Annotated in this window: 13 protein-coding genes; 9 read left to right on the forward strand and 4 right to left on the reverse strand. The window is 61.7% G+C overall.

Annotation, left to right across the window (positions count from 1 at the left end):
• The first annotated feature begins 9 nt into the window (after nt 1-9).
• Nucleotides 10-1,029, forward strand: coding sequence for an alpha/beta fold hydrolase (locus tag AWB69_RS25155; RefSeq protein ID WP_062089537.1), 1,020 nt, complete (start codon nt 10-12; stop codon nt 1,027-1,029).
• A gap of 216 nt (nt 1,030-1,245) precedes the next feature.
• Here the strand turns inward: AWB69_RS25155 and AWB69_RS25160 are convergent, their stop codons facing one another.
• From AWB69_RS25160 to AWB69_RS25170, 3 genes are all read right to left on the reverse strand, one after another.
• On the reverse strand, nt 1,246-1,431 hold the full coding sequence (locus tag AWB69_RS25160) for a hypothetical protein (protein ID WP_062089538.1): 186 nt from the start codon (nt 1,429-1,431) through the stop codon (nt 1,246-1,248).
• A gap of 332 nt (nt 1,432-1,763) precedes the next feature.
• Nucleotides 1,764-3,203: an NAD-dependent succinate-semialdehyde dehydrogenase gene (locus tag AWB69_RS25165; protein ID WP_062089539.1), complete on the reverse strand. Its 1,440-nt coding sequence runs from the start codon at nt 3,201-3,203 to the stop codon at nt 1,764-1,766.
• Between the two features lie 46 nt (nt 3,204-3,249).
• A complete protein-coding gene (locus tag AWB69_RS25170; protein WP_062089540.1) occupies nt 3,250-4,419 on the reverse strand; it encodes a mandelate racemase/muconate lactonizing enzyme family protein in 1,170 nt (389 codons plus the stop codon).
• A 175-nt stretch (nt 4,420-4,594) separates the two neighbouring features.
• On the opposite strand from AWB69_RS25170, the gene AWB69_RS25175 reads away from it, so the two are divergent.
• Nucleotides 4,595-5,317, forward strand: a complete 723-nt coding sequence (locus AWB69_RS25175) for a GntR family transcriptional regulator (protein WP_062089541.1) — start codon at nt 4,595-4,597, stop codon at nt 5,315-5,317.
• A 46-nt stretch (nt 5,318-5,363) separates the two neighbouring features.
• Nucleotides 5,364-6,245: an SMP-30/gluconolactonase/LRE family protein gene (locus tag AWB69_RS25180; RefSeq protein ID WP_062089542.1), complete on the forward strand. Its 882-nt coding sequence runs from the start codon at nt 5,364-5,366 to the stop codon at nt 6,243-6,245.
• 16 nt (nt 6,246-6,261) lie between these two features.
• Here AWB69_RS25180 and AWB69_RS25185 read toward each other — a convergent pair whose 3' ends face one another.
• Nucleotides 6,262-7,305, reverse strand: coding sequence for a LacI family DNA-binding transcriptional regulator (locus AWB69_RS25185; RefSeq protein WP_062089543.1), 1,044 nt, complete (start codon nt 7,303-7,305; stop codon nt 6,262-6,264).
• A 139-nt stretch (nt 7,306-7,444) separates the two neighbouring features.
• Between AWB69_RS25185 and araD the strand changes: the two genes are divergently transcribed.
• The 6 genes from araD (at nt 7,445) to AWB69_RS25220 (ending at nt 21,567) form a co-directional block, all read left to right on the forward strand.
• Nucleotides 7,445-9,175 (forward strand): L-arabinonate dehydratase, encoded by a 1,731-nt coding sequence (gene araD, locus AWB69_RS25190; RefSeq protein ID WP_082913577.1) that lies wholly within the window; start codon nt 7,445-7,447, stop codon nt 9,173-9,175.
• A gap of 17 nt (nt 9,176-9,192) precedes the next feature.
• Nucleotides 9,193-10,002, forward strand: coding sequence for an HpcH/HpaI aldolase family protein (locus tag AWB69_RS25195; protein ID WP_231937224.1), 810 nt, complete (start codon nt 9,193-9,195; stop codon nt 10,000-10,002).
• Nucleotides 10,002-10,775, forward strand: a complete 774-nt coding sequence (locus tag AWB69_RS25200; RefSeq protein ID WP_062089545.1) for an SDR family NAD(P)-dependent oxidoreductase — start codon at nt 10,002-10,004, stop codon at nt 10,773-10,775. The genes AWB69_RS25195 and AWB69_RS25200 overlap by 1 nt, the downstream gene beginning before the upstream one ends.
• 221 nt (nt 10,776-10,996) lie before the next feature.
• Nucleotides 10,997-12,358: a sugar porter family MFS transporter gene (locus AWB69_RS25205; RefSeq protein ID WP_062089546.1), complete on the forward strand. Its 1,362-nt coding sequence runs from the start codon at nt 10,997-10,999 to the stop codon at nt 12,356-12,358.
• Nucleotides 12,359-12,513: 155 nt separating this feature from the next.
• On the forward strand, nt 12,514-13,728 hold the full coding sequence (locus AWB69_RS25210) for a porin (protein WP_062089547.1): 1,215 nt from the start codon (nt 12,514-12,516) through the stop codon (nt 13,726-13,728).
• Nucleotides 13,729-14,994: 1,266 nt separating this feature from the next.
• Nucleotides 14,995-21,567, forward strand: coding sequence for an autotransporter outer membrane beta-barrel domain-containing protein (locus tag AWB69_RS25220; protein WP_062089549.1), 6,573 nt, complete (start codon nt 14,995-14,997; stop codon nt 21,565-21,567).
• The last annotated feature ends 164 nt before the right edge of the window (nt 21,568-21,731 follow it).

Here is a 21,731-nt window from a genome sequence, read left to right on the forward strand (position 1 = left end):
GGAGTCGGCATGACATTCAAGTATCGGTCGGACGTGACCAGCGGTTTGCTGTCGTGCCAGAAACGTAGTGGCTGTCGCCTGATCGCGCAGTTGCTGGTCTGCTCCGGGTTGCTCGTCCCGCAGATGCTGCCGGTCGCCTATGCCGGGACGGTCGCTTGGCAGGATGACATGCGATGTGGATCCGGCGCGTTCCGTCAAGATCGCCAAGCGGGACTGAAGGAACGGATACTCGAGACCCCGAACGGCTCGATCGGGTACTTCCGGTTCGGTCACGGCAGTCCAATCGTGCTGATTACCGGTTATCGCGCAAGCATGGCCGAATGGAATGCGTACTTTCTCTCCGATCTCGCGAAGCATCATGAGGTTGTCGTCTTCGACAATCGTGGAATCGGGCAGTCGCAGATGCACGACGCGAGTTACAGCGTGCGCGATCTGGCGAGTGATACCGCCGCGCTGCTCCGCGGCCTGCACTTGAAGAACGCGACGGTATTAGGCTGGTCGATGGGAGGCATCATCGCGCAGCAACTCGCGATCGACGAGCCTTCGCTGATCTCGAAGCTCATTCTGCTTTCGTCGATGCCCCCCGGCCCGCGCGCTGCGCTGCCGCCAACTGACGTTGACCAGGCCTTGTCGGGAAGCGGCAGCGGACATTTCGATCACGTGATGGAAGTGCTGTTTCCAACGCCTGCACTACCGAGTGCTAAAGCATGCTTTGTTCATGACATGTTTGCGCCTGTGGGTTATACCGAACCGCACATCACGGACGCCGTAACGCACGCCCAGGACCTCATTCTACGGCGTTGGAAGCAGGACAATCAGGCGCTCCGGGGTCTCGATCGCGTCACGGTGCCGACGCTGATCCTCGCTGGCACAAGCGACGAGGTGCTGCGGCCGAGCAATTCCGTTGTGCTCGGTCACATCTTGCCCAATGCCACGCTGGTGGAAGTGAGGGCCGGTGGTCACGCGATGATGTATCAGTACCCTCGTCAGTTGGCTGACCGAATCGTCAGGTTCATTGGGACGCAGTAGTCGGCAGGCGCGTGCGGTCCGTCGGTATGTCTAGTAAAGGGGGCGCGTGACGGTGTCGAGCGGCCCCGTGTGTATAACGCGGGCGTCCGGCCTGCCCGGCTTAACTGATACCCGGGCGATTTAGCGCACGGTTGCTGCCTCCTCTACAGGTTACCGGCCGGCGAGATGTCGATATCCGAAGGGCCTGACAATGACGTGGCCGCGTTTCGCGCGAAATCAAAAGTGCCGGTCACGCGACGTGCTATCGGAATACAAAGTGATCGGCTGGTGGTTCATTTCGAAGGCGTGTATACGACGTTCGAGATCGACGAAGTCGACTGACTTCCCCAGATAGGACTCGCGTTTCTGTTCTTCGGTGAGGAAGAAAAACTCATTCAGCGTTTTGGAAAATTTCGCAAACATGATGCACTCCAGTCAGTGATTAGATTCATGGCGGACCAATGGTCTACCGCGTCACGACGATTGCAGCAGGCAATTGGAATTAGCCGTAAATCAAGGTGCCGCTCGTCGATGGAGTGCATCGTAGGCCTGGAGAGTGAGCGGAAAATGAGCAACGCGTGCTCTTGATAACCGTCGGCCAGGATGACCGTGTCTCGCGAGTGTTCCTAATTTTCTGATCAGCTCGCCTCGTCAATATGCAGTCGTCGATGCCGTCACTGGACAGCTGATCCAAAGACGAGGAGAAGATGGCATGAGGCGTTCTCTCGCTGGCAGCTCGATGCGCAAACGACGCCTCAACGATGCTCGGAAACGAATTTCGTATTCAGATACGCTTCCAGCGCCTCGCTGCCGCCTTCCGATCCGTATCCAGAATCCTTGATCCCCCCAAACGGTGTTTCAGGCATTCCAAGTCCGTGGTGATTGATCGAGATCATGCCGCTCTCGATATCGTCGCCCAGCGACGCCATCGTGGCCGCTGAGCATGTGTATGCATACGCGGCAAGACCGAAGGGCAAGCGGTTGGCTTCGCCGATGGCCTCATCGTAAGTACTGAAAGTCGAGACGGCCGCGATCGGGCCGAAGGGCTCTTCGTTCATGATGCGCGCGGATGGCGGTACATCGATCAGCAAGGTGGGTTCAAAGAAGTAGCCTTCACGTTCCCGCCGTCTGCCTCCCGTGGCTATCGTCGCGCCTTGCGCGACCGCATCTGCTACAAGTTGCTCCATTGCATGCAGACGCCGGGCGTTGGCAAGCGCGCCCATCTGTACACCGTCGTGCAGACCGTTGCCCACGTGGATGGTTTGCGCCGCGACGACGAAGTGCTCGATGAACTCGTCGCATACGGAGTGTTCGACGATGAAGCGCGTGGGCGAGATGCACACCTGACCCGCATTACGATATTTCGCGGCGGCGAGCAGTCGAGCGGCGCGTGGCACATCGCTGTCGGCGAAGACGAGTGCGGGCGCATGGCCGCCGAGTTCCATCGTTGCACGCTTCATGTGCTCACCCGCTTTCGCCGCAAGCAGCTTGCCGATCGCCGTCGAACCCGTGAACGATATCTTCCGGATGGCGGGGTGGGCGATCAGGTGGTTCGATATCTCGGCGGGTACGCCGAACACGAGGTTCAGCACGCCGGCCGGCAAGCCGGCATCCGAAAAGGCGCGAACGAGCGCGGCGCAACTTGCGGGTGTTTCCTCGGGGCCTTTCAGCACGACGGAGCATCCCGCCGCAAGGGCGGCAGCAATCTTGCGCACTGCCTGGTTGATCGGGAAATTCCACGGCGTGAATGCGGCGACAGGGCCGACGGGTTCGCGTGTGACGATCTGCCGGACGATGTTGACACGTGACGGAATCACGCGGCCATAGGTACGGCGCGCTTCCTCGGCGAACCATTCAATGACGTCCGCGGAAGCCAGCGTTTCAGCGCGCGACTCCACAAGCGGCTTGCCCTGTTCCAGGGTCATGGTAACGGCGATATCTTCGGCACGTTCGCGCATCAGTTGCGCGGCGCGGCGCATGAGTGCGCTGCGCTCAAAAGCTGGGATCTTGCGCCAGATTTTGAAGCCACGTAAAGAGGCTGCGGCTGCTTCGTCGAGGTCGGCCGTGTCCGCCATTGACACACGGCTGATCTCGATCTCCGTTGCGGGGTTGACCACGGGCAGCGTGCGCGACGTGGCGCGCCAGGTGTCGTCGATGAAGAGTTGTGTATCGGAATAAGAAGGCGCGGTGCTCATTGAATGTCCATGCAAGTAGAGAGAACGAGGGTGGTGTGCAGTCCGGTTATCCGGCGGCCGCAATCTCGCGGCGCAGCGACGCAATGTCAGGCGTGATGCCGATGCCCGGCGCTTCGCCAAGACGCACGCGGCCACCTGCAGGCGTCTCGATCGGACCCGATAACCGCGAACGAAGCGGGTTGGGATTGGCATCGACTTCGAGCAGACCGCGTCCGCCGCTGTCGCCTGCTGCAGCGAGCAGATGCGCCGACGCAAGCAGGCCCACGCCTGCGCCGAGGTAATGCGGGCAATACATGAGCCCCGCCGCCTGCACTGCCTGGGTTACAGGCCAGTTGCCGGAAATGCCGCCCCACTTGGCGGCATCGGGCTGAATCACGCTGAGTGCGCCGCTGGCGATGCCTTCCTTGAACGCGGCGTGATTCGCAAAGTTTTCGCCCGCCGCGAGCGGGATGGCGGTCCGGGCGCTCAACATCTGCCACTCCATGATGGGGCGATCGCAGCGCAGCGGCTCTTCGAGCCATAGGGGACGATGCTCGTCGAGCACCTCGGCCATCGATAACGCTGTGTCGAGATTCCACGCCTGATTGGCGTCGACCATCAGGCGGCATTCCGGACCAATGATCTCGCGCACCCTCTTCAGGTTCGCGGCATCGCGCTCGCGTCCGAACCCGAGTTTCAGCTTGAAGGCGTCGAAGCCGCGCGCGAGGTGCTCGGCCACGATCAACTCCGCTCCGGTCGGATTCAGGCCGCTCGCATAGACGCCGATTTCGTCGGACTTACCGCCAAGCAGCCGCCAGAGCGGCAGACCGGCACGCCGCGCCTGCAGGTCCCATAACGCGAGATCGATGCCCGCAATGACCTGCGCGATGGGTCCTGGCTCGCCCGACTGCAGTGCGAGCACGGCGGTACGCCGCGTCAGATCCTCGAACATGGCTGCGGGATGCACGACGCGCTGTCCTTCCATGAGCGGTGCGAACACTGTCTGCACCAGCGCCGCGCGATGCTCGGCTCCGCAAGCGGGGAAGTTGCACCACACTTCACCCCAGCCGGATGCGCCGTCTTGGGCAATGACCTCGATGAACAGCGCAGGGCGGTCGTGCATGATACCGAACGACGTTTGAACAGGTGTTGCGATCGGGCAGCGCAACACGTAGGTCTCGACACGCCTGATCGCGACGGGCGACAGGTTCGGGTGGTCGTGCTGAGGGTAGGTCATGACTATGTGTCCCACGGATCGTCCGACTGGTCGATAAACATTCCCGCCGGCATAAGTTATTAAAGTATGGGTTATAGTACGTCATAAATTAAGTCCACTTCAACATCAAATGCAAATCGGGCGACATCGGGTACCGGCGTAAGATTCGGTCTCGTTCGTTCATTGCGCGCTCATCATGCGGCCATCCACATCCAGTCCGATCCCGCTTTACCTGCAAATTGCCGATGTCATGCGAGACCGTATTGCGCGTGTCGTGTGGCGTGACGGCGAACTGATTCCCACCCTCGAACAGCTTGCCGCGGAATTCGGCGTAGCGCGCGTGACGGCGCGTCAGGCTGTGCAACTGCTGACGAAGGAGGGCGCGTTGACGCCCATGCGAGGCCGCGGCACGTTCGTCAGCGCGCCGGCCGCGTCGCTCAGACCGGTGCATGTGGTGACGAGCCTCGATGCGCTGGCCGATACCTATCGCGTGACCAGGGCCGAGTTGCTGACAATCGACGAAAACAGCCGGCAGCCGCCCATACGCGAGGGCGACGGCACGCTCGCTCGCGCGTACACTTACATGAAGCGCGTGCATTCGACGGGCAGCGAGCCGTACTGCGTTATCGGGCTATATCTGGACGAGCGGATATTTGCGCGGGCGCGCGCGCGTTTTCGCAAGGAAACGGTCATCCCGATCCTGATGGAGATGAAACCCAGGCCGATGAGCCGGGCCCATCAAACGCTGACGATCGGCACCGCCGACGCCGATACCGCGCATCTCCTGCGTATCGCGGTCGACTCGCCTGTCGCTCGCGTGCAGCGTGTGTTCAACGACGCGAACGGCGTCGTCGTCTACTATGCAGATGTGATTTATCGCGGCGATGTGGTCAAACTGGAGATGGACATGGACGTGTGAACCGCGACCGTCCGTATTGAAACTTCGTGAGAGAGGAACCCGCATCATGCAGACGTTCGAATGTGTATTGCCCGCTGCCGCCGCGCTCGGCGAATGTCCGCGCTGGGATGAGCGCCGCGCGAAGCTCTGGTGGGTCGATATTCAGGCACCCGCGCTACATTGTTTCGATCCTGCGACCGGGCAGGACACCGCAATTCCGACACCCGAAAATATTGCGTGCTTCTCGCTGACCGAAGACGGCGGTTTTATCGCAGGCATGCGCACGGGCATCTTTCTGCTCGATGAAAAGGGGCAGGTGGTGCGCAAGCTCTGTGCGAATCCGGAGAATCCTGCGACCAGCCGCTTCAACGACGGCCGCTGTGACGCGCGTGGCCGCTTCTGGCTCGGTACGCTCGATGAGCCGAAGGCCGCCAATGCAGCCGCGCTGTATCGCTACGCGGACGGCGCGCTGACAAAAATAGATGCGGGTCTGCTCACCTCGAACGGCATGGCGTTCAGTCCCGACTACCGCTGGTGTTATCACTCCGATACGCCGCGCTTCACGATCTACCGGCATTCGTACGACATTGAAACCGGCGAGGCCGGGCCGCGCGAAGACTGGGTGAAGTTCGAGCCAACGCCGACGGATCGCGGGCGTCCCGATGGCGCGTCGGTGGATAGCGAAGGGCACTACTGGTCCGCTTTGTATGAAGGCGGCCGCGTTGTTCGCATCTCGCCGGAAGGCAAGGTCGTCGAGGAGTTTCAATTGCCCGCGCGCTGCCCGACCATGTGCGCATTCGGTGGTGGCGACCTGCGCACGCTCTATGTGACCACCGCGCGCCAGGGCCGTCCCGCCAGCGAGCTCGAACAGTATCCGCAATCGGGCGGCGTGTTTGCGATGCGCGTGCCTGTGGCCGGGCTGGTCGAGAAACGCAGTGCGCCTGAATGAGCTATCCGAATGAGCATTACGCGCTTTCGCGCTGGACTATTTCATAAGACAGCAGCGTGTCGCGCTCGATCGTATCGGTTGGCATGTCCTCTTCGAGCGCGCGTAGCAATTCGATCACGCGCAACGCAGCGATCTTGCCCATTTCATAGCGCGGCGGCCGCACGGTCGTCAACGACGGCACCAGCTTGTCGGCTATGGACAGGTCGCCAAAGCCCATCACGGCGCACGTCCGCGGAATCTCGATCTTTTGCCGCAGACCATAGAGCAGCGCGCCAGCGGCAAGGTTGTCGTTGGGAAAGATGATGGCTTCGGCCGGCTTGCGGCCACTCGTGAGCGTCTGGAACGCTTCCATGCCGGCGTCCAGCGGAACCTCGGATTTCGGGCGGAACGTGACGGGCGTCAGATCCAGTTCACGCATTGCCGCTTCGTAGCCGCTTGCACGGTCGTTTGCGCCTACGTCGTCGGCGCGGTGCGGATGAACGAACACTATGCGGCGATAACCACGCTCGTAAAGATAGCGCGTGCTGTCGCGGCCCACCGCCGGATTCGAGAACCCCACCTGAATATGCTGAGGTCTGGCCTTGTGCGCCCATGTTTCGACGACAGGGATGTGGGCGTTCGTGAGCAGTTCCGTGGTTTTGCGTGAGCGCTTCTGCCCGGTGAGGATGATCGCGGCGGGCGCCCAGCCGATGAACGCGCGCACGGCCGCTTCTTCCTCTTCCGTCGAATAATTGCTCGACGCAAGCAGCAACTGGTACCCGAACGGACGCAAGGTGTCCGTCACGGCCTGAATCGTCTCCGCGTATACGCCGCCGGAAATGTGCGGAATCACCATGCCGACAGAGCGGCCGCGGGCGGAGGCGAGCGAGCCTGCGAATACGTTGCGAACGTAGCCCGTCTGTTCGATGGCGGCCCTGATGCGCTCTTGCATGTCGGGACCCACGCTGTCCTTGTTGTTGAAGTATCGCGAGACCGTCATTGCCGAGACGCTCGCCAGTTCGGCGACGTCGTGCAATGTGGTGCGGCCGGAACCGCGTCGTTTGCGGACTGACTGACTCATGACGAGGGAAATCCCCTAAAGAAGTTTGGTTGACTTGGGAATAGCGCTAACAAATAATAACGCAAAGTAGCGCTAACATAAATTTATCCAAAAGGCTCGACGGTTTTCGCCGGGTCTGTTCAATCCAGGCAGGTCACACGTGAAGAAAGAGCGAAAGCTTCTGGAAGATCTCCGCAGCCAGCGATGGCTCGCGCCCGACAACACGCGTTCGTTCGCTCACCGGCAGCGGTTGCAGCAGATGGGCTTGCGGCGCGAGGAATTCATGTCGCGCCCCCTGATTGCAATAGTCAATACGTGGAGCGATCTCTCGCCGTGCCACGCGCATTTGCGCGAACGCGCGGAAGCGGTCAAGCGCGGCATCCTCCAGGCGGGCGGCATGCCGTTCGAGTTGCCGGCCATGTCGCTTGGCGAGGTGCTCGTCAAGCCGACGACAATGATCTACCGCAATTTTCTCTCGATGGAGGTCGAGGAACTGCTGCGCTCGCTGCCTATCGACGGCGCCGTGTTGCTGGGCGGTTGCGACAAGACGGTGCCCGGTCTGCTGATGGGCGCGTTGAGCGCTGACCTGCCGTGCATCTTCGTGCCTGCAGGGCCGATGCTCAACGACAGGTACCGTGGCGAGAAAGTCGGCGCGGGAACGCACACACGCAAGTTCTGGGACGAACGGCAGTCGGGACATCTGAGCGGGCGCGAATGGATCGCACTGGAATCGCACATGTCGCGCACCCCTGGCACCTGCAACACAATGGGCACCGCGAGCACGATGACGCTGATCGCCGAAGCAATGGGCTTCACTTTACCTAACGCGGCAAGCATCCCCGCGATGGACTCGGCGCATACGCGCATGGCGTCGGAAAGCGGCGCGCGCATCGTCGACATGGTGTGGGAGGACCTGAAGCCTTCGACCTTCTTCAACGAGAAGACAGTAGCCAATGGAATCGCCGCCTACATGGCGATTGGCGGATCGACGAACGCGGCGATTCACCTGATCGCGATTGCGGGCCGGGGCAATGTGCCACTCACGCTCGATGATATCCAGCGGCTGGGCGAGGGCGTACCGGTGCTAGCCAATGTGCTGCCGTCCGGCTCGAACCTGATGGAAGATTTCTACTATGCGGGCGGCCTTCTGGCACTGCTGCAACGCATTCACGACAAGCTCGCGCTTGACTGCATGACGGTGAACGGCCACACGCTCGGCGATAACCTCGAAGGCGCACAGTGCGAGGACAACGAGATCGTTCGCCCGCGCTCGCAGCCCGTGAGCGCAGCGCGGGCGCTCGCTGTGCTGCGCGGCAATCTCGCTCCGTCAGGCGCGGTGATCAAGCCGAGCGCCGCGAGCGAACACTTCCTCAAACACAGTGGCCGCGCGCTGGTATTCGATTCCATGGCGGACCTGAACGCGCGCATCGACGATCCCGAGCTCGATGTCGACAAGAACACGATACTCGTGCTGCGCAACGGCGGTCCGCTCGGCGCGCCGGGCATGCCGGAATGGGGCAATCTGCCGATTCCGAAAAAGCTGCTGGAGAAAGGTGTACGCGACATGGTGCGCATTTCGGATTCGCGCATGAGCGGCACGCACTACGGCACCTGCGTGCTGCATGTGGCACCCGAGGCTGCTGCCGGCGGTCCGCTTGCGTTGATCCGCACGGGCGACGTGATCGACCTGGACGTGGCTGCGGGGCGCCTGGACGTGCGTCTGTCCGACGAAGAGCTGGTGCAGCGGCGCGCTCAGTGGAAGCCGGTCGTGAACATGCCTCCGCGCGGTTATACGAAGCTCTTTCTCGACCATGTCACCCAGGCAAACGAAGGGTGTGATTTCGATTTTCTGGCGGGCTGGCACGAGCCGGTCGAGCCGTCGATCTACTGACAAGCAGAGGTTTCACGGTGAGCAAGCATCAACCTGAAGTGAACGCGTTTCTTGCGTTGTTGGACCAATCCACGCCACCGCTCGGTACCTGGTTGATGGCGGGCACGGCGAGCAATGCAGAGGCGCTCGGCCATGCCGGATTCGACTGGCTGCTGATCGATATGGAGCACGGCCCAATCGATTTCCGCGACGCATGGCAGATGCTGCAGGCCATCGATTGCACGCCCGCAACGCCCATCGTGCGCGTGGCGGGCAGCGACGATCCCGTGCTCGTCAAGCGGGCACTCGACCTCGGCGCGCGGACGTTGATGTTTCCGTATGTGCAGAGCGCCGAGCAGGCGCGCCGGATCGTCGCATCGGCGAAGTACCCGCCGCTGGGACAGCGGGGCTTTGCGGGCGTGCATCGCGCAAGCCGCTATGGCACGTTCAGCGACTACAGCAGGCTCGCAAACGGACTAACTACGTGCATCGTGCAACTCGAAACGCCTGAGGCCATCGAACGCCTCGAAGAAATTGCCGCAGTCGAAGGTGTCGATGCGCTGTTCATCGGCCCGGGTGATCTGTCGGCGGCATTGGGCAGCATCGGCAACCTGCAGAGCGAACGCGTGCAGGCGCTGATGCGATCGGCGGCGCAGCGCGCTCGCGCGGTCGGCATACCCATCGGGACCCTTGGCCCCACGCCTGAGATGGTCAAGGATTTTGTCGATATGGGTTACGACTATGTGGCCGTCGGCTCCGATCTCGTGTTCATGATGCAGCAGGCGAAGTCGGTGCTCGCACGCATGAAGGGACACACCGACAACGCACCGATGACGGTGGCCTACTGATGAGCGCGATCTATTCCTCGCTTGCGAACACGGTCGTGTTCGTGTCGGGCGGTGCGTCGGGAATCGGGGCGACGCTTGTCGATGCGTTTGTCGCGCAGCGGGCGCGAGTCGCGTTCTGCGATCTCGATGAAACCGCCGGTCTCGCCCTGTGCGAGCGGTACCCGGCGGCGACGCGTCCGTGGTTCGCGCGCTGCGACATTCGCGACGTAGAGGCGTACAGGCAGACACTCGATGCGGCCGCCCAGGCGCTTGGGCCCATCCGCGTACTTGTCAACAACGCAGGTCGCGACGACCGGTGCGCGCTGCAGGATCTGACGCTCGAACGTTGGGACGACATGATCCGCACGAATCTCACGCATCACGTATTCGCGGCGCAGCGCGCAGCGCCGGCGATGGCGCGTGAAGGTGGCGGCTCGATCATCAACATGGGTTCGATCTCGTGGTTGCGCGGGCGTCCCAATCTCATCGCATACACGGCAGCGAAGGCGGCTATCAGCGGTATCTCACGCACGCTCGCGCGGGAGCTGGGCGGCGACAACATTCGTGTCAACGCGGTGTTGCCAGGCCCTGTGCTGACCGAGCGGCAACAGGCGCTGTGGTTCGATTCCGCCGACGCAAAGCGCTTCGTCGAATTGCAGTGTCTGAAGTTCCCGGTCCAGACAACGCACATCGCCGACATGGTGCTGTTTCTCGCGTCGGACCAGTCGGCAGCCGTCACAGGTCAGAACATGATTGTCGACGCCGGGTTGGCGCAGGTGTCGGTGGTCGGATAGCGAACAGGTTGCGGGACTGGATGACAATGTCCCGCCTGGCTTCTGCTCGCTTCTTTCTGGAGGATATCCTTCGGGCGCGGATGGCGCCTGATCTGAACAGAAAACCGCAGCGACGAAGCTACCGAACGCAGTATTCTCTGCATAAGGTAGGCACGCAACGCGTTGCTGCAGCACATGTAATGGGCGATGAGCCCACCAAAAAAACATGATCGAGACAACAGATGGAAATTGAGACGCTAGGCTATTTTCCGGCGAGGTCGCGCAATCGCGCGCGCCTTGCCTATCTATTCGGCGCCCTTGGCGGCATCCTCTTTGGCTATGACAGCGGCGTGATCGCGGGAGCGTTGTTGTTTATCCGCAAGGATATGTCGCTCAACGCACATCTGCAGGGCATGGTGGTGGGCGGACTGCTGCTCGGCGCCATGATTGGCGCTTGCGGCACAGCGCGGCTTGCGGATCGCTTCGGTCCACGCAAGATGCTGATTGGCGCGGGTGCGATGTTCATTGTCACGTCGGTTCTGTCCGCATTTGCACCCGATCCGATGACGCTGATCGTTGCTCGCGTGCTGATTGGCATCACGATCGGCGTATCGACCACGCAAGTGCCCCTGTATCTGTCTGAAATTGCGCCGAAACACATCCGGGGCGGTCTTGCGTCGATGAATCAGTTGGCGATTGCGACAGGCATTCTGATTTCGTACGTGGTGTGCTATCTGCTGGCAGCGCATGGGCAATGGCGCTGGATGCTGGGTCTCGCGGCTGTGCCGTCTGTCTTTCTGACAATCGGCATGTTCTTTCAGCCGGACTCGCCGCGTTGGCTCGTGCGTCAAGGCCGCGTTAGCGAAGCGCGCCGTGTGCTGGAAATTACCAACACGCCGGGCGATGCAGCCGAATCATTGCGCGAGATTCAACAGGCCAACGAGACTTCGACCACGGTACGTCTGATCGACCTGCTGAAATCGAAGGCACTTCGTCCGACTCTGATCAGTGTGTTTGGACTGGCCATGCTTCAGCAGGCATTGGGCATCAACACAATCGTCTACTACGCGCCGACGATTCTGCGCGCGGCGGGCTTCGGTGAATCGGCGGCGTTGCTCAACAGCGTGGGGCTCGGGGTGTTGTCGATCATCATGACGATCTTTGCGGCACGTGTGGTCGATCGTCTCGGGCGCCGGCCACTTCTGATCGGTGGTGCGCTCGTGATGGCGTCGAGCATGGCAACGCTTGGCTGCGTATTCCATTTCGGCGGTCCTGCTACTGCAGCGGGCAGTATTGTGGCCGTGGGCGCGCTCGCCTTTTTCAAGGCGGCCTTTTCGTTCAGTTGGGGTCCGCTCGTCTGGGTGATGATGCCGGAACTGCTGCCGATGCGGATTCGCGCGCGCACCATGTCTGCCGCCGCGCTCGCCATGTTCCTGGTGAATTTTATCGTCGCATCGACCTTTCCCGCATTGCTGGAGACGGGGGCTGCCTCGGCATTTGCGGTGTTCACGGTCTGTTGCCTGGTGGCTTTCCTGTTCGCGATCTATCGCATAAGGGAAACCGCGGGTCTGAGTCTCGAAGAGATTGAGAGGACCGTGTGCTGACATGGAAAGCTCGCAACCGAGCGCAGGCTCATAAGTTGAATTTATTTTTAACTCGATTTGTTAGCGCTACCTTTGGCGGGGCAAATGCAGATCGAATTTGCGGTATTGAGTGCGGTGGCCAACCGGCTCATTCAACAAGTACTGAGGAGACCGTTGTGAAAACAAGGAAGGGGCTGTTCGTCGGCTTATCGGTAGTTTGCGCCACCGCGGTGCCGGGCATCACACATGCACAAAGCAGTGTCACGCTCTATGGCGTGATCGACAATGGCATCGCCTACTCGAACAGCCAGACAACGCTGGGCTCCACGCACGGAGGCGCGCACAACATACAGCTCTCGCCAGGCATCTGGGAGGGCAGCAAGTTCGGTATGACTGGAAGCGAGGACCTGGGCGGCGGCCTGTCCGCTATCTTCAACCTCATGTCGCGTTTCAGTTCTGCAAATGGCAACGCGCAGTTTGCGGGTGCGATGTTTGCTCAGCAGGCGTGGGTAGGGTTGAAGGACCAGACTTACGGCAGCTTGACGCTGGGCCGCCAATATTTGTCCTACTACTGGATGATTGCGCCGTATTCGCCGACCAACTGGCTGACGGGCTTCTCCGGCGCCCACCCCGGCGATCTCGACAATTTCGATACGGACTACAAGTCGAACAACACCGCCTTGTATACGACGCCAACTGTCCACGGATTCACGGCCAGCGCTTCGTACGCACTCGGCGGTACGCCAGGAGGCATCAATACGGGCTCAAGCTGGAGTGCAGGTGCGAAATATAAAATGGGTCCGTTCGGAATCGGCGCCGGGTTTGAACGCTTCAACAATGCTACGCCGGGCGGGGGAGCATGGGGCGCGAATTCCACTGCCACAAACAATGGCCAACAGGGGGTCTCGGCTGTCACAAACGGATACCAGACCGCCGCGGCACAAAACCGGTTCGCGGTGACTGGGGGGTATGCCTTTACGCCCGACGTCGATCTTTCATTGTCCTATTCGAACGTCCAGTACGTTCCGGGGATTGGATCGGCATTCAAGTCGCAAGCAGTCTGGAATACGTTCGGCGCAGTGATGCACTACCGCGTGGCAACGGTATGGGATTTCTCTGCTGGATACAGTTACACGCGCGCAAGCAAGGCAAATGGAATCACGAACGGCGCGCAGTATCAGCAAGGCTCGCTGGCGGAATTCTATAGCCTCTCCAAGCGGACGGGTCTCTACATGGTGCAGGCTTATCAGCGAGCGAATGGACAGACTCTTGGTTCGAATGGCGTTTCCATCATTGCCGCGACTGCCTCCATTGGTGACGGATTCAATTCATCGCCGTCGTCGTCACGCAGCATGGTGACAGTAGCGGCTGGTGTAGTTCACCATTTCTAATTGCGACTGGTCAGCACAGCCACCCATGTCGACACACTGTGTCTGCTCCGGTGCGCTGTGCACTACGTTTCACTGCTCCTTGTCATTTGAGGAATAAGCGCGTCATGTCCTGCACGGTCGCCGTGGGCTTCATGATGGTTTCGGCCGCTTTGCTCAGCAAACGGCCCTTCGATTGCCGAAGGCAAACGCTGCTTCTCCGGCCGGAACTATCATCCGGCGATATATCTGACAATATTTGCCAGACCGCCGCTGACAACCGCTAAAACGGTACTGACTTGACGAATCTCCCGGGCGAATTGGGCGTAGCTACCCCTTCCGACAGCGCAGATCAAAGCATTCACCGGATTGCCTCTTTATCATCTGACGATTCGGTCATGAAACTCCGCCTATTTACGTCCAGAAACCACCTTGAATTTTACATTGGAAAGATGTTGACGGCACCGCTGCTTGCTGGCATCATCTTTCCAACGTAAAAATGCGTCTCGCACTACACGTCGCTGAACAGACGCGGACGCAAGGTCTGCGGGTGGAAGCAGTCGCCGCGGTCGGCGGCCGCATTGCTTCAATGTCTGATCAGGAACCGTCCGCATTCTCTTGCGAATCGCAATGATGCTCGGGAACCGGGACTCGCCGTAACCGCTGTAGCAAGAGGAAGCAACGGCGTCGATTGGATAGCGTCGTTTTCACTTGACCAAAAAAGCGGACGTGAATTGAGCGTCCGATGCATCACCCTGAAGAATCCTCGGCGCTAGTTAGCGCGTCGCATTGGCGACGATTGGTCCAGAAGAGATCGCGGTCTGGTCCAGACGAAGGCATCGAAAGAATTAACAAAAGCTCCATCGGTAATAAACAACTTAGGAATGCGATGCGATGTCGAATTGAATGTCGACGGAATCATGTCGCGTGTACGTACATCAACACACTTTTTCGTTTTTGACAGGACATCTCATGTCGGCATCCAGATTCTTTTTCGCCAGAACCCACATCGCTCCGTTTCCAATGCGAGCGTGCACGGTGTCAATACTCCAGTCGTTCGCGGTCCTCTCGATCGCCGGCGTGACGGCAAGCTTGTTTGCGGTCCCCGCCTTCGCGCAGGGGCAATCCGTCAGGTCGGCATCGGGTTGCAGCCCAGCCAGCGGCACGCCAAACCAGCTGATCCTTTGCGGCACTAGCGGAGGCGTTGGTCAAACCGGACAGTCGCCTTCCCCGATCGCTGTATCGGTGACTTCACCACAGACTTTGGCTGCGACGCCCACCTGGAGCGCAATGCAACTGGAGACGTATGGTGGAGCGGGAGGCTCAGGCAACACAGACGGCAGCGACGGCGGCGCAGGCGCGGCGGGAAGCGGTATCACTGCGGCCGTAGGTGCAGGCGTCAACGCGTCCGGGGCGAACCCGGGCGGTATTCTGCAATTCGTCTCTCAGGGCGGCGCCGGTGGCGGCGGGCAAGGCGCCAAGATTGGGACGGTTGGGAAGGGCGGCGCGGGAGGTGACGGTGGGCAGATTCAGGTGACGATGAACGGTTCTGTTTCTTCCACGGACGCTTCTTCGCCAGGGCTGACCGTGCTCTCTCAAGGCGGATCGACGCTGTACGGCGACGACGGCAGCCTTGGCTACTATCCGTCGAAATCCGGAAACGCCGGAGGTAGCGGGCCGGTGAACGTCGCGATTGGCGGAGTGATATCGACGGTCGCGACCGGTGCGCTCGTTGAAGCCTTCGGCGGCACCGGCGTGAAGGGCGCGGACGATAACGCAGGAGTCCTGTCGGCGGCGGGCAGCAATGGGGGCGACGGCGGCGCGTCCAGTTCGCCCGTGGAGGCTAGCGTGACGGGCACCATTCAGTCCTCGGCCGGGGACGGCATTGACGTCCTTGCGCAAGGTGGCACCGGCGGCCAGGGAGGTTTGGGTCAATATTCGCCGGGAGCAAGTGGCGGCGCCGGCGGGGGTGGCGGATCGGCTCCGCAGAGCACCCTGACGATATCGGGCAGCGTCAGCGCAGCAACACTTCTCTACCAGGGTGTCATACCGTCAGCGGGCGCCACGGTGCGAAGTATTGGCGGCCAGGGTGGCGACGGAAATACCGGAAACGGGGGGGAGAGTGGTGTCGGCGGTAACGGTGGCACCGGCGGTAACGGCAATAACGCTACGTTGACGCTTCAGTCCGGAGGGTCCGTTACCGGCGGAATAAATGTTTTGAGCGCAGTTTCGGGGGGCGGAGACGGCGGCGCCGGCGGTGATTCATCGGGCACCACGACAACGGGCGGCAATGGAGGCGTGGGTGGCGTCGGCGGCAATGCAATCGTCGATGTCGGGCAAACGCCCACGGGCGTCACGGGCGCCACGACGTCCGTGACCGGCGCGCCGCATCAAGCGACAGTAGGGGTCTCCGCCATCAGCTATGGCGGTGCAGGGGGGGCGGGTGCGGTCGCGGCGGGCAGCAGTTATGCGGGCGGTGGCACGGGCAATATCGGAGGACAAGCGGGATCGGCATCGGTAACCATCGAGAGCAACGGCGTTGTCACCACTCAAGGCGACGACACGCCTACCAGTTCATCTTCCGTGGCTCCAGCGGTGCTGGTTCGGTCGAATGGAGGCGTAGGAGGTGCGGGCGGCAAAGGCGCAGCAATTGGTACCAATGCCGGTGACGCGGGCCAGGGCGGCGCAGGCAATACCGCGACAGCGGTCATCAATGGCACAGTGAGCACGAGCGGCAGTTTCGCGCATGGCGTGCTGGCGCAAAGCGTCGGTGGCATGGGCGGTAAGGGTGGCGACGCGAGCGGTATCTTTTATTCGCGCGGCGGCGCAGCCAGCAATGGCGGTGCGGGCGGTGAGGTCTATGTATCGGGCAGCGGCGGCAGCATTACCACGACCGGTACGGGCGCTGATGGCATTCTTGCGCAGAGCATAGGCGGCGGTGGCGGAAGCGGTGGCAACGCAGCCTCACTCGGCAACCTGGCATTCGGTGGCAATGGCGGTGCCGGCGGCGACGCACAAGCCGTCACGGTCGGCCTCTCAGGCAGCGACTCGAGCTCGGCGGTTCTCAACGACACCATCATCACCCGAGGCGACTCCGCGGCCGCCATCGTTGCGCAAAGCATCGGGGACGCCGGTGGTAACGGCGGCAATGCTTTCGCGGCAGGCATCATCGCGCCTACCCTTGCCATCGGTGGTGACGCCAAGGGCGGCGGTAGCGGCTCGACTGTCACCGTACAGAACGATGGTCTTGTCACGACCTTCGGTCAGCAGTCAGGCGGCATCGAGGCACAGAGCATCGGCGGCGGCGGCGGCAACGGCGGCACTGCCGTTGCGCTCAATGCCGGCGTTCAGGTCTCCACGTCTTTCGCGCTTGGCGGCTCCGCAGGCTCCGGGCAATCCGGCGGCGCGGTGACAGTGACAAACAATGACCAGGTCTCGACATACGGCGCCGATGCTTACGGCATCAAGGCCCAGAGCATTGGTGGCGGGGGCGGTCAAGGCGGTTCAGCGCTGGCAAGCGCCGTCGCTTTGAGTGGCGATCCTGAATTTCCGACGACCTCGGTCAGCGTCGCCATTGGCGGCGGCGCGGGCGCAGGCGGAGACCAGACCAAAAGCCCGGTCACAGTCAATGACGCGGGCCTCGTCACGACCGCCGGAGATGGCGCGATCGGCATCATCGCGCAGAACATTGCCGGCGGCGGTGGCAACGGCGGCGACTCGACTGCATCGTCGTATGCGAAGGCGTCAAAAGATGGCACCAGCATCTCGGCCAGTTCGAGCGTTGGTGGCAAGGGTGGAGCGGGCGGCAGCGGCGGCGCGGTCACCGTCAACGGAAACGGTGGCCTGGTTGCGACGATGGGGGCTGACGCATACGGCGTCCTTGCGCAGAGCGTGGGTGGCGGCGGTGGCGTGGGCGGCACCGGCGACTCGACGGCGTCCACTAGCGGCGGGACTCAAAGCTTCAGCACGTCGATTACCGTTGGAGGCTCAGGTGGCACGGGCGGCAGCGGAGGTTCCGTCAATGTCAATAACAACGGCAACGGTACGGGCACCAACATTGTTACCGCGGGCGACGGTGCCAATGCCATCCTCGCGCAAAGCATCGGCGGCGGTGGCGGCGCGTCAGGCGGCGGTACGGGCGCGGCAAATGGCAGCAACAATACGCTGAAGCTGGCCGTAACCGTGGGCGGAAACGCCGGCAAGGGCGGCACCGGTGGGCAGGTGACGGTCGACAACAGCGCAGCCTTGCTGACGAAGGGCGCGGATGCCGATGCCATCATGGCGCAAAGCATCGGCGGCGGCGGCGGCAAAGCGGGCAAGGGCGCCTCCACGACCGGCGGCGCGCAAAACCCCGAAACGGTGATCAACAACATGACGAATGCGCTTGCCAACGGGCTGGGTGCCGGCGCAGGCGGCGCGACCAAGGTTGCGGATGGCGTGTACCAGATCAGCAACGACGTGCTAAAGGGCATTAAAAGCATCTCGCAGTTGAACTCGGCGATCACCGGCGGTGATTCGGGTGGTGTTCAAGCTGTGCGCGATAGCGACAGCGATGATGATGACGATTCTGGCTCCGCCGGCAGTCTCGCGCTGCAGGCGACGATTGGTGGAAAGGGTGGCACCGGCGGCATAGGCGGGAGCGTCAGCGTCGCTAATACGAACGCCATCGAGACGGACGGCGTCAAGTCCGATGCCATCTTTGCACAGAGCATTGGCGGCGGCGGTGGTGTGGGCGGCGCGACGAGCTTTTCCGGCAGCGCCAACAGTGGAGACACCGGTGACACCGGCGGCGGCAGCAACACAAATGCGGGACTCACCCTTGGCGGAAATGGCGTAAGCGGTGGCGACGGTAGTTCGGTCACCGTCGCCAACAGCGGCACCATCGCGACGAACGGCGTTTCTTCGTATGCGATCGATGCGCAAAGCGTCGGTGGTGGCGGTGGTAAGGGGGCCGTCACCGGCTCTCAAGACGGCGCGCTGAAGAATTTCAACGTGACCGTCGGCGGGTCAGGCGGCGCGGGAGGCAACGGCGGCACCGTGACGGTGAACAATGATGGAGCGGTCGCCACCTCCGCGAACGAATCGTTCGGCATGCTCGCTCAGAGCGTGGGCGGCGGCGGCGGAACGGCCCAGGTGCTGTCCAGCGACGTGGGTGCATCGGATAGTGGAAACAACCCGAAAATCAGTGTGACACTCGGCGGAAGCGGCGGTGCCGGCGGAGCAGGCAACACGGTACAAGTCACCATGGGCCAGAATGCGCCTGGCAGCGTCACCACGAGCGGCGCGGATGCGATTGGCATCGTGGCACAGAGCATTGGTGGAGGCGGCGGCACGCTCACGACCACCAGCGCGACCAACTCGACCACTGGCGGCGTCCAGCAGACAACAATCGTACCGCTTCAAATCGGCGACAAAGATGGCGCGAGCGGCAACGGCGGTGAGGTTGACGTGACGCTCGGCGCGGTGGCGCATTCGAGCGACTCGTATGTGCTGACAACGGGAGCCGGTGCGTACGGCATTCTGGCGCAAAGCGTGGGTGGAGGCGGAGGTCTGTTTGTTGGCGCGACGCCGGGCAGCTCTCTCGCGACGCTGTTTGGCGGTACGAAGCAATCGGGTGACGGTGGCGCCGTCAACGTCAACATGAACAACACGTCCTGGATCTCGACAAGCGGTGCGGGCGCCGTCGGTGTTTTCGCGCAAAGCGTGGGCGGTGGCGGCGGCGTGATCGGCAGCATGCAAAACGTCAATCTGGCTTCGGGACTGCAGTCGACGCCGACCACCGAGAGCGGCCAGGGTGGCAATGTTTCGGTCAATATCGGAAGCAACAGCAGCATCGTCACGGGCGGGGACGATGCCCACGCGATCTTCGCACAAGCGGTGGGCGGAGGCGGTGGCGTTATCGCAGGCGCGAATAACTCAGGTTATGCGTTCGCAGGAGCGAGCCCGGCCAAGTGCAGTAGTTCGCAGCCCTGTACGGGGAACGTCAGCGTTGCGCTGAGCGGGGGTTCCATCGTTCGGACTTCAGGCCAGGGCGCGTATGGCATCTATGTACAAAGTCGCGGAAACGGCTCAAACAATACGTCGATCAATATTGGAAGTGGCAGCTCTGTCGAGTCGTGGGCCAACTCGGCGGGCGGTATCTTCGTTGATGGCGCGGGGACAAACACGATCGACAACTACGGCACGATCGACAACGGCACGCTCACGAACAAGAACACGCCGAGCGTCAACGGAATCGTCGTGGCATCGGCATCGACGACACCGGTTGCGATTACCAACGAGGCCGGATCCAGCTTTTACGGCAATACCACGCTTGCCGATGGCAGCACGATCAACGGAAAGCCTTCCTCGACGCTGAGCGCGACGTCGCTCGACCTCGGTGGATCCCATAGCACGTTGACCAACGGTGGCACGCTGGAAGTGGGCGGATCGGCGATTTCGTCCTTGCAGATCAACGGCAACGTCGTGCAGCAGCAAAGCGGGCAAATCATGATCGACAGCGATCATGTGGCGGGAACGAGTGACCGTGTGACCATCACAGGCAACGCGACGCTCGCCGGCGAGGTGGTCATGCGCCCGACGCGCCTGACCAACAGCACGCTCGACGTGATGGATGTGCACGGCGTGCTCGACGCGTCGCAACTGCAGGCAAGCAATCCGTATCTCGTCAACTACACGCTGTCGGCTGGCAGCACGCCCACCGCGCAGGGCGGCGGCGAGTCGCTGGATGTCACGCCGCACGCGAACTTCGCCGCCAGCGCGGCAGGTCTGAGCGCGAGTGCGCAGTCGTTGGCGAACCACCTGCAGGCGAACTTCGATTCGGGTGCGGGCGCCAATGCGCTGGGCACCCTGTTCGCGCAGTTGGCGAACGGCGTTCAGAACCACGCCGCTTATAACGCTGCGCTCAACAGGCTCGGCAATGAAACTCAGCAGGCCATAGGAAATGCAGGTCTCGCGGCAAGCCATGCGTTTGTCGAGCGCATGTATAGCTGCCCGACCTTTGATGGGACCGCCGATACAATGATGCACGAGCACGACTGCGGGTGGGGGCGCGTCATCGATAACCGTACGAGCGCGGATGGCTCGGACGGGCTTGGCTACAACGCCAGCACCTATGCCATGCAGTTCGGCGGCCAGCACGGATTGGGCGATGGCTGGTTCATCGGCGGCAGCGTGGGATACGGCACGACGACTCTGGACGGCTCGGACGGCGTAGGCGACGTCAACGCACACGGCCCGCAGCTGGGTATCGTCCTGAAGAAGGAAATCGGCCGCTGGACGATCTCCGGCGGCGCCGATGCAGCCTACGGTTGGGATGACTCCACGCGCAACGTCACGTTACCGGGCTCTGCAACCCAGGCGAAAGGTGACTTCAATACCTACGAGGCTGGGCTGCACTCGCGCATCGCCTATACGATTCCAATGAATGACTGGTATATGAAGCCGTATCTGGACCTCCATCTCGTCCATTTCCATACGGGCAGTTACACCGAGCAGGGTGCGGGCGCGCTGGATCTCGCTGTCAGCAGTTCGAGCGCCACGACGCTTTCGGCCTCGCCGATGTTCGAACTGGGCGGACGATGGACCTTTTCCAATGGCATGGTCCTGCGCCCGGACGTTGCAGCGGGTGCGGTTTTTCACGACCGGAACCATTGGGCAACAGACGCGCAGTTCGTCGGCAGTGCGCAGGGCGTCGCGCCTTTCACCGCTGTCTCATCGGCTCCGTCGGCGCTGGCGAAGGTGAAGCTGGACATGAACCTCAGCGTTTCGAAAAACACTGAGATCAAGCTGGAATACGGCGGTCAGTTTGGAAGCGGGTATCGCTCGAACGAAGGTATTTTGCGCGTTAATCATCTGTTCTGACGGGCCATGTCATTGCGGCGGGTGCGCATATCGCGCACCCGTCATCAAGTCAAGGCGCGGTGGATATACACGATCAGTCGCTTCGTCATGCGTAGCAATCTCGCAGCGTCCGGCCCCGACCTTCATGCGACCAAATCTGCCCGTCGGAAAGATTTTGACGTAGC

The organism is Caballeronia udeis (assembly GCF_001544555.2).
In the GTDB taxonomy this organism is placed as follows: Bacteria; Pseudomonadota; Gammaproteobacteria; order Burkholderiales; family Burkholderiaceae; genus Caballeronia; species Caballeronia udeis.

What these genes read in the sequence shown, in the direction of transcription:
- AWB69_RS25200 (WP_062089545.1), top strand. Translation starts at nt 10,002, where the DNA reads ATGAGCGCGATCTATTCCTCGCTTGCGAACACGGTCGTGTTCGTGTCG.
- AWB69_RS25165 (WP_062089539.1), bottom strand. Translation starts at nt 3,203, where the DNA reads ATGAGCACCGCGCCTTCTTATTCCGATACACAACTCTTCATCGACGAC.
- AWB69_RS25170 (WP_062089540.1), bottom strand. Translation starts at nt 4,419, where the DNA reads ATGACCTACCCTCAGCACGACCACCCGAACCTGTCGCCCGTCGCGATC.
- AWB69_RS25155 (WP_062089537.1), top strand. Translation starts at nt 10, where the DNA reads ATGACATTCAAGTATCGGTCGGACGTGACCAGCGGTTTGCTGTCGTGC.
- AWB69_RS25205 (WP_062089546.1), top strand. Translation starts at nt 10,997, where the DNA reads ATGGAAATTGAGACGCTAGGCTATTTTCCGGCGAGGTCGCGCAATCGC.
- AWB69_RS25185 (WP_062089543.1), bottom strand. Translation starts at nt 7,305, where the DNA reads ATGAGTCAGTCAGTCCGCAAACGACGCGGTTCCGGCCGCACCACATTG.
- AWB69_RS25160 (WP_062089538.1), bottom strand. Translation starts at nt 1,431, where the DNA reads ATGTTTGCGAAATTTTCCAAAACGCTGAATGAGTTTTTCTTCCTCACC.
- AWB69_RS25180 (WP_062089542.1), top strand. Translation starts at nt 5,364, where the DNA reads ATGCAGACGTTCGAATGTGTATTGCCCGCTGCCGCCGCGCTCGGCGAA.
- AWB69_RS25220 (WP_062089549.1), top strand. Translation starts at nt 14,995, where the DNA reads ATGCAACTGGAGACGTATGGTGGAGCGGGAGGCTCAGGCAACACAGAC.
- AWB69_RS25175 (WP_062089541.1), top strand. Translation starts at nt 4,595, where the DNA reads ATGCGGCCATCCACATCCAGTCCGATCCCGCTTTACCTGCAAATTGCC.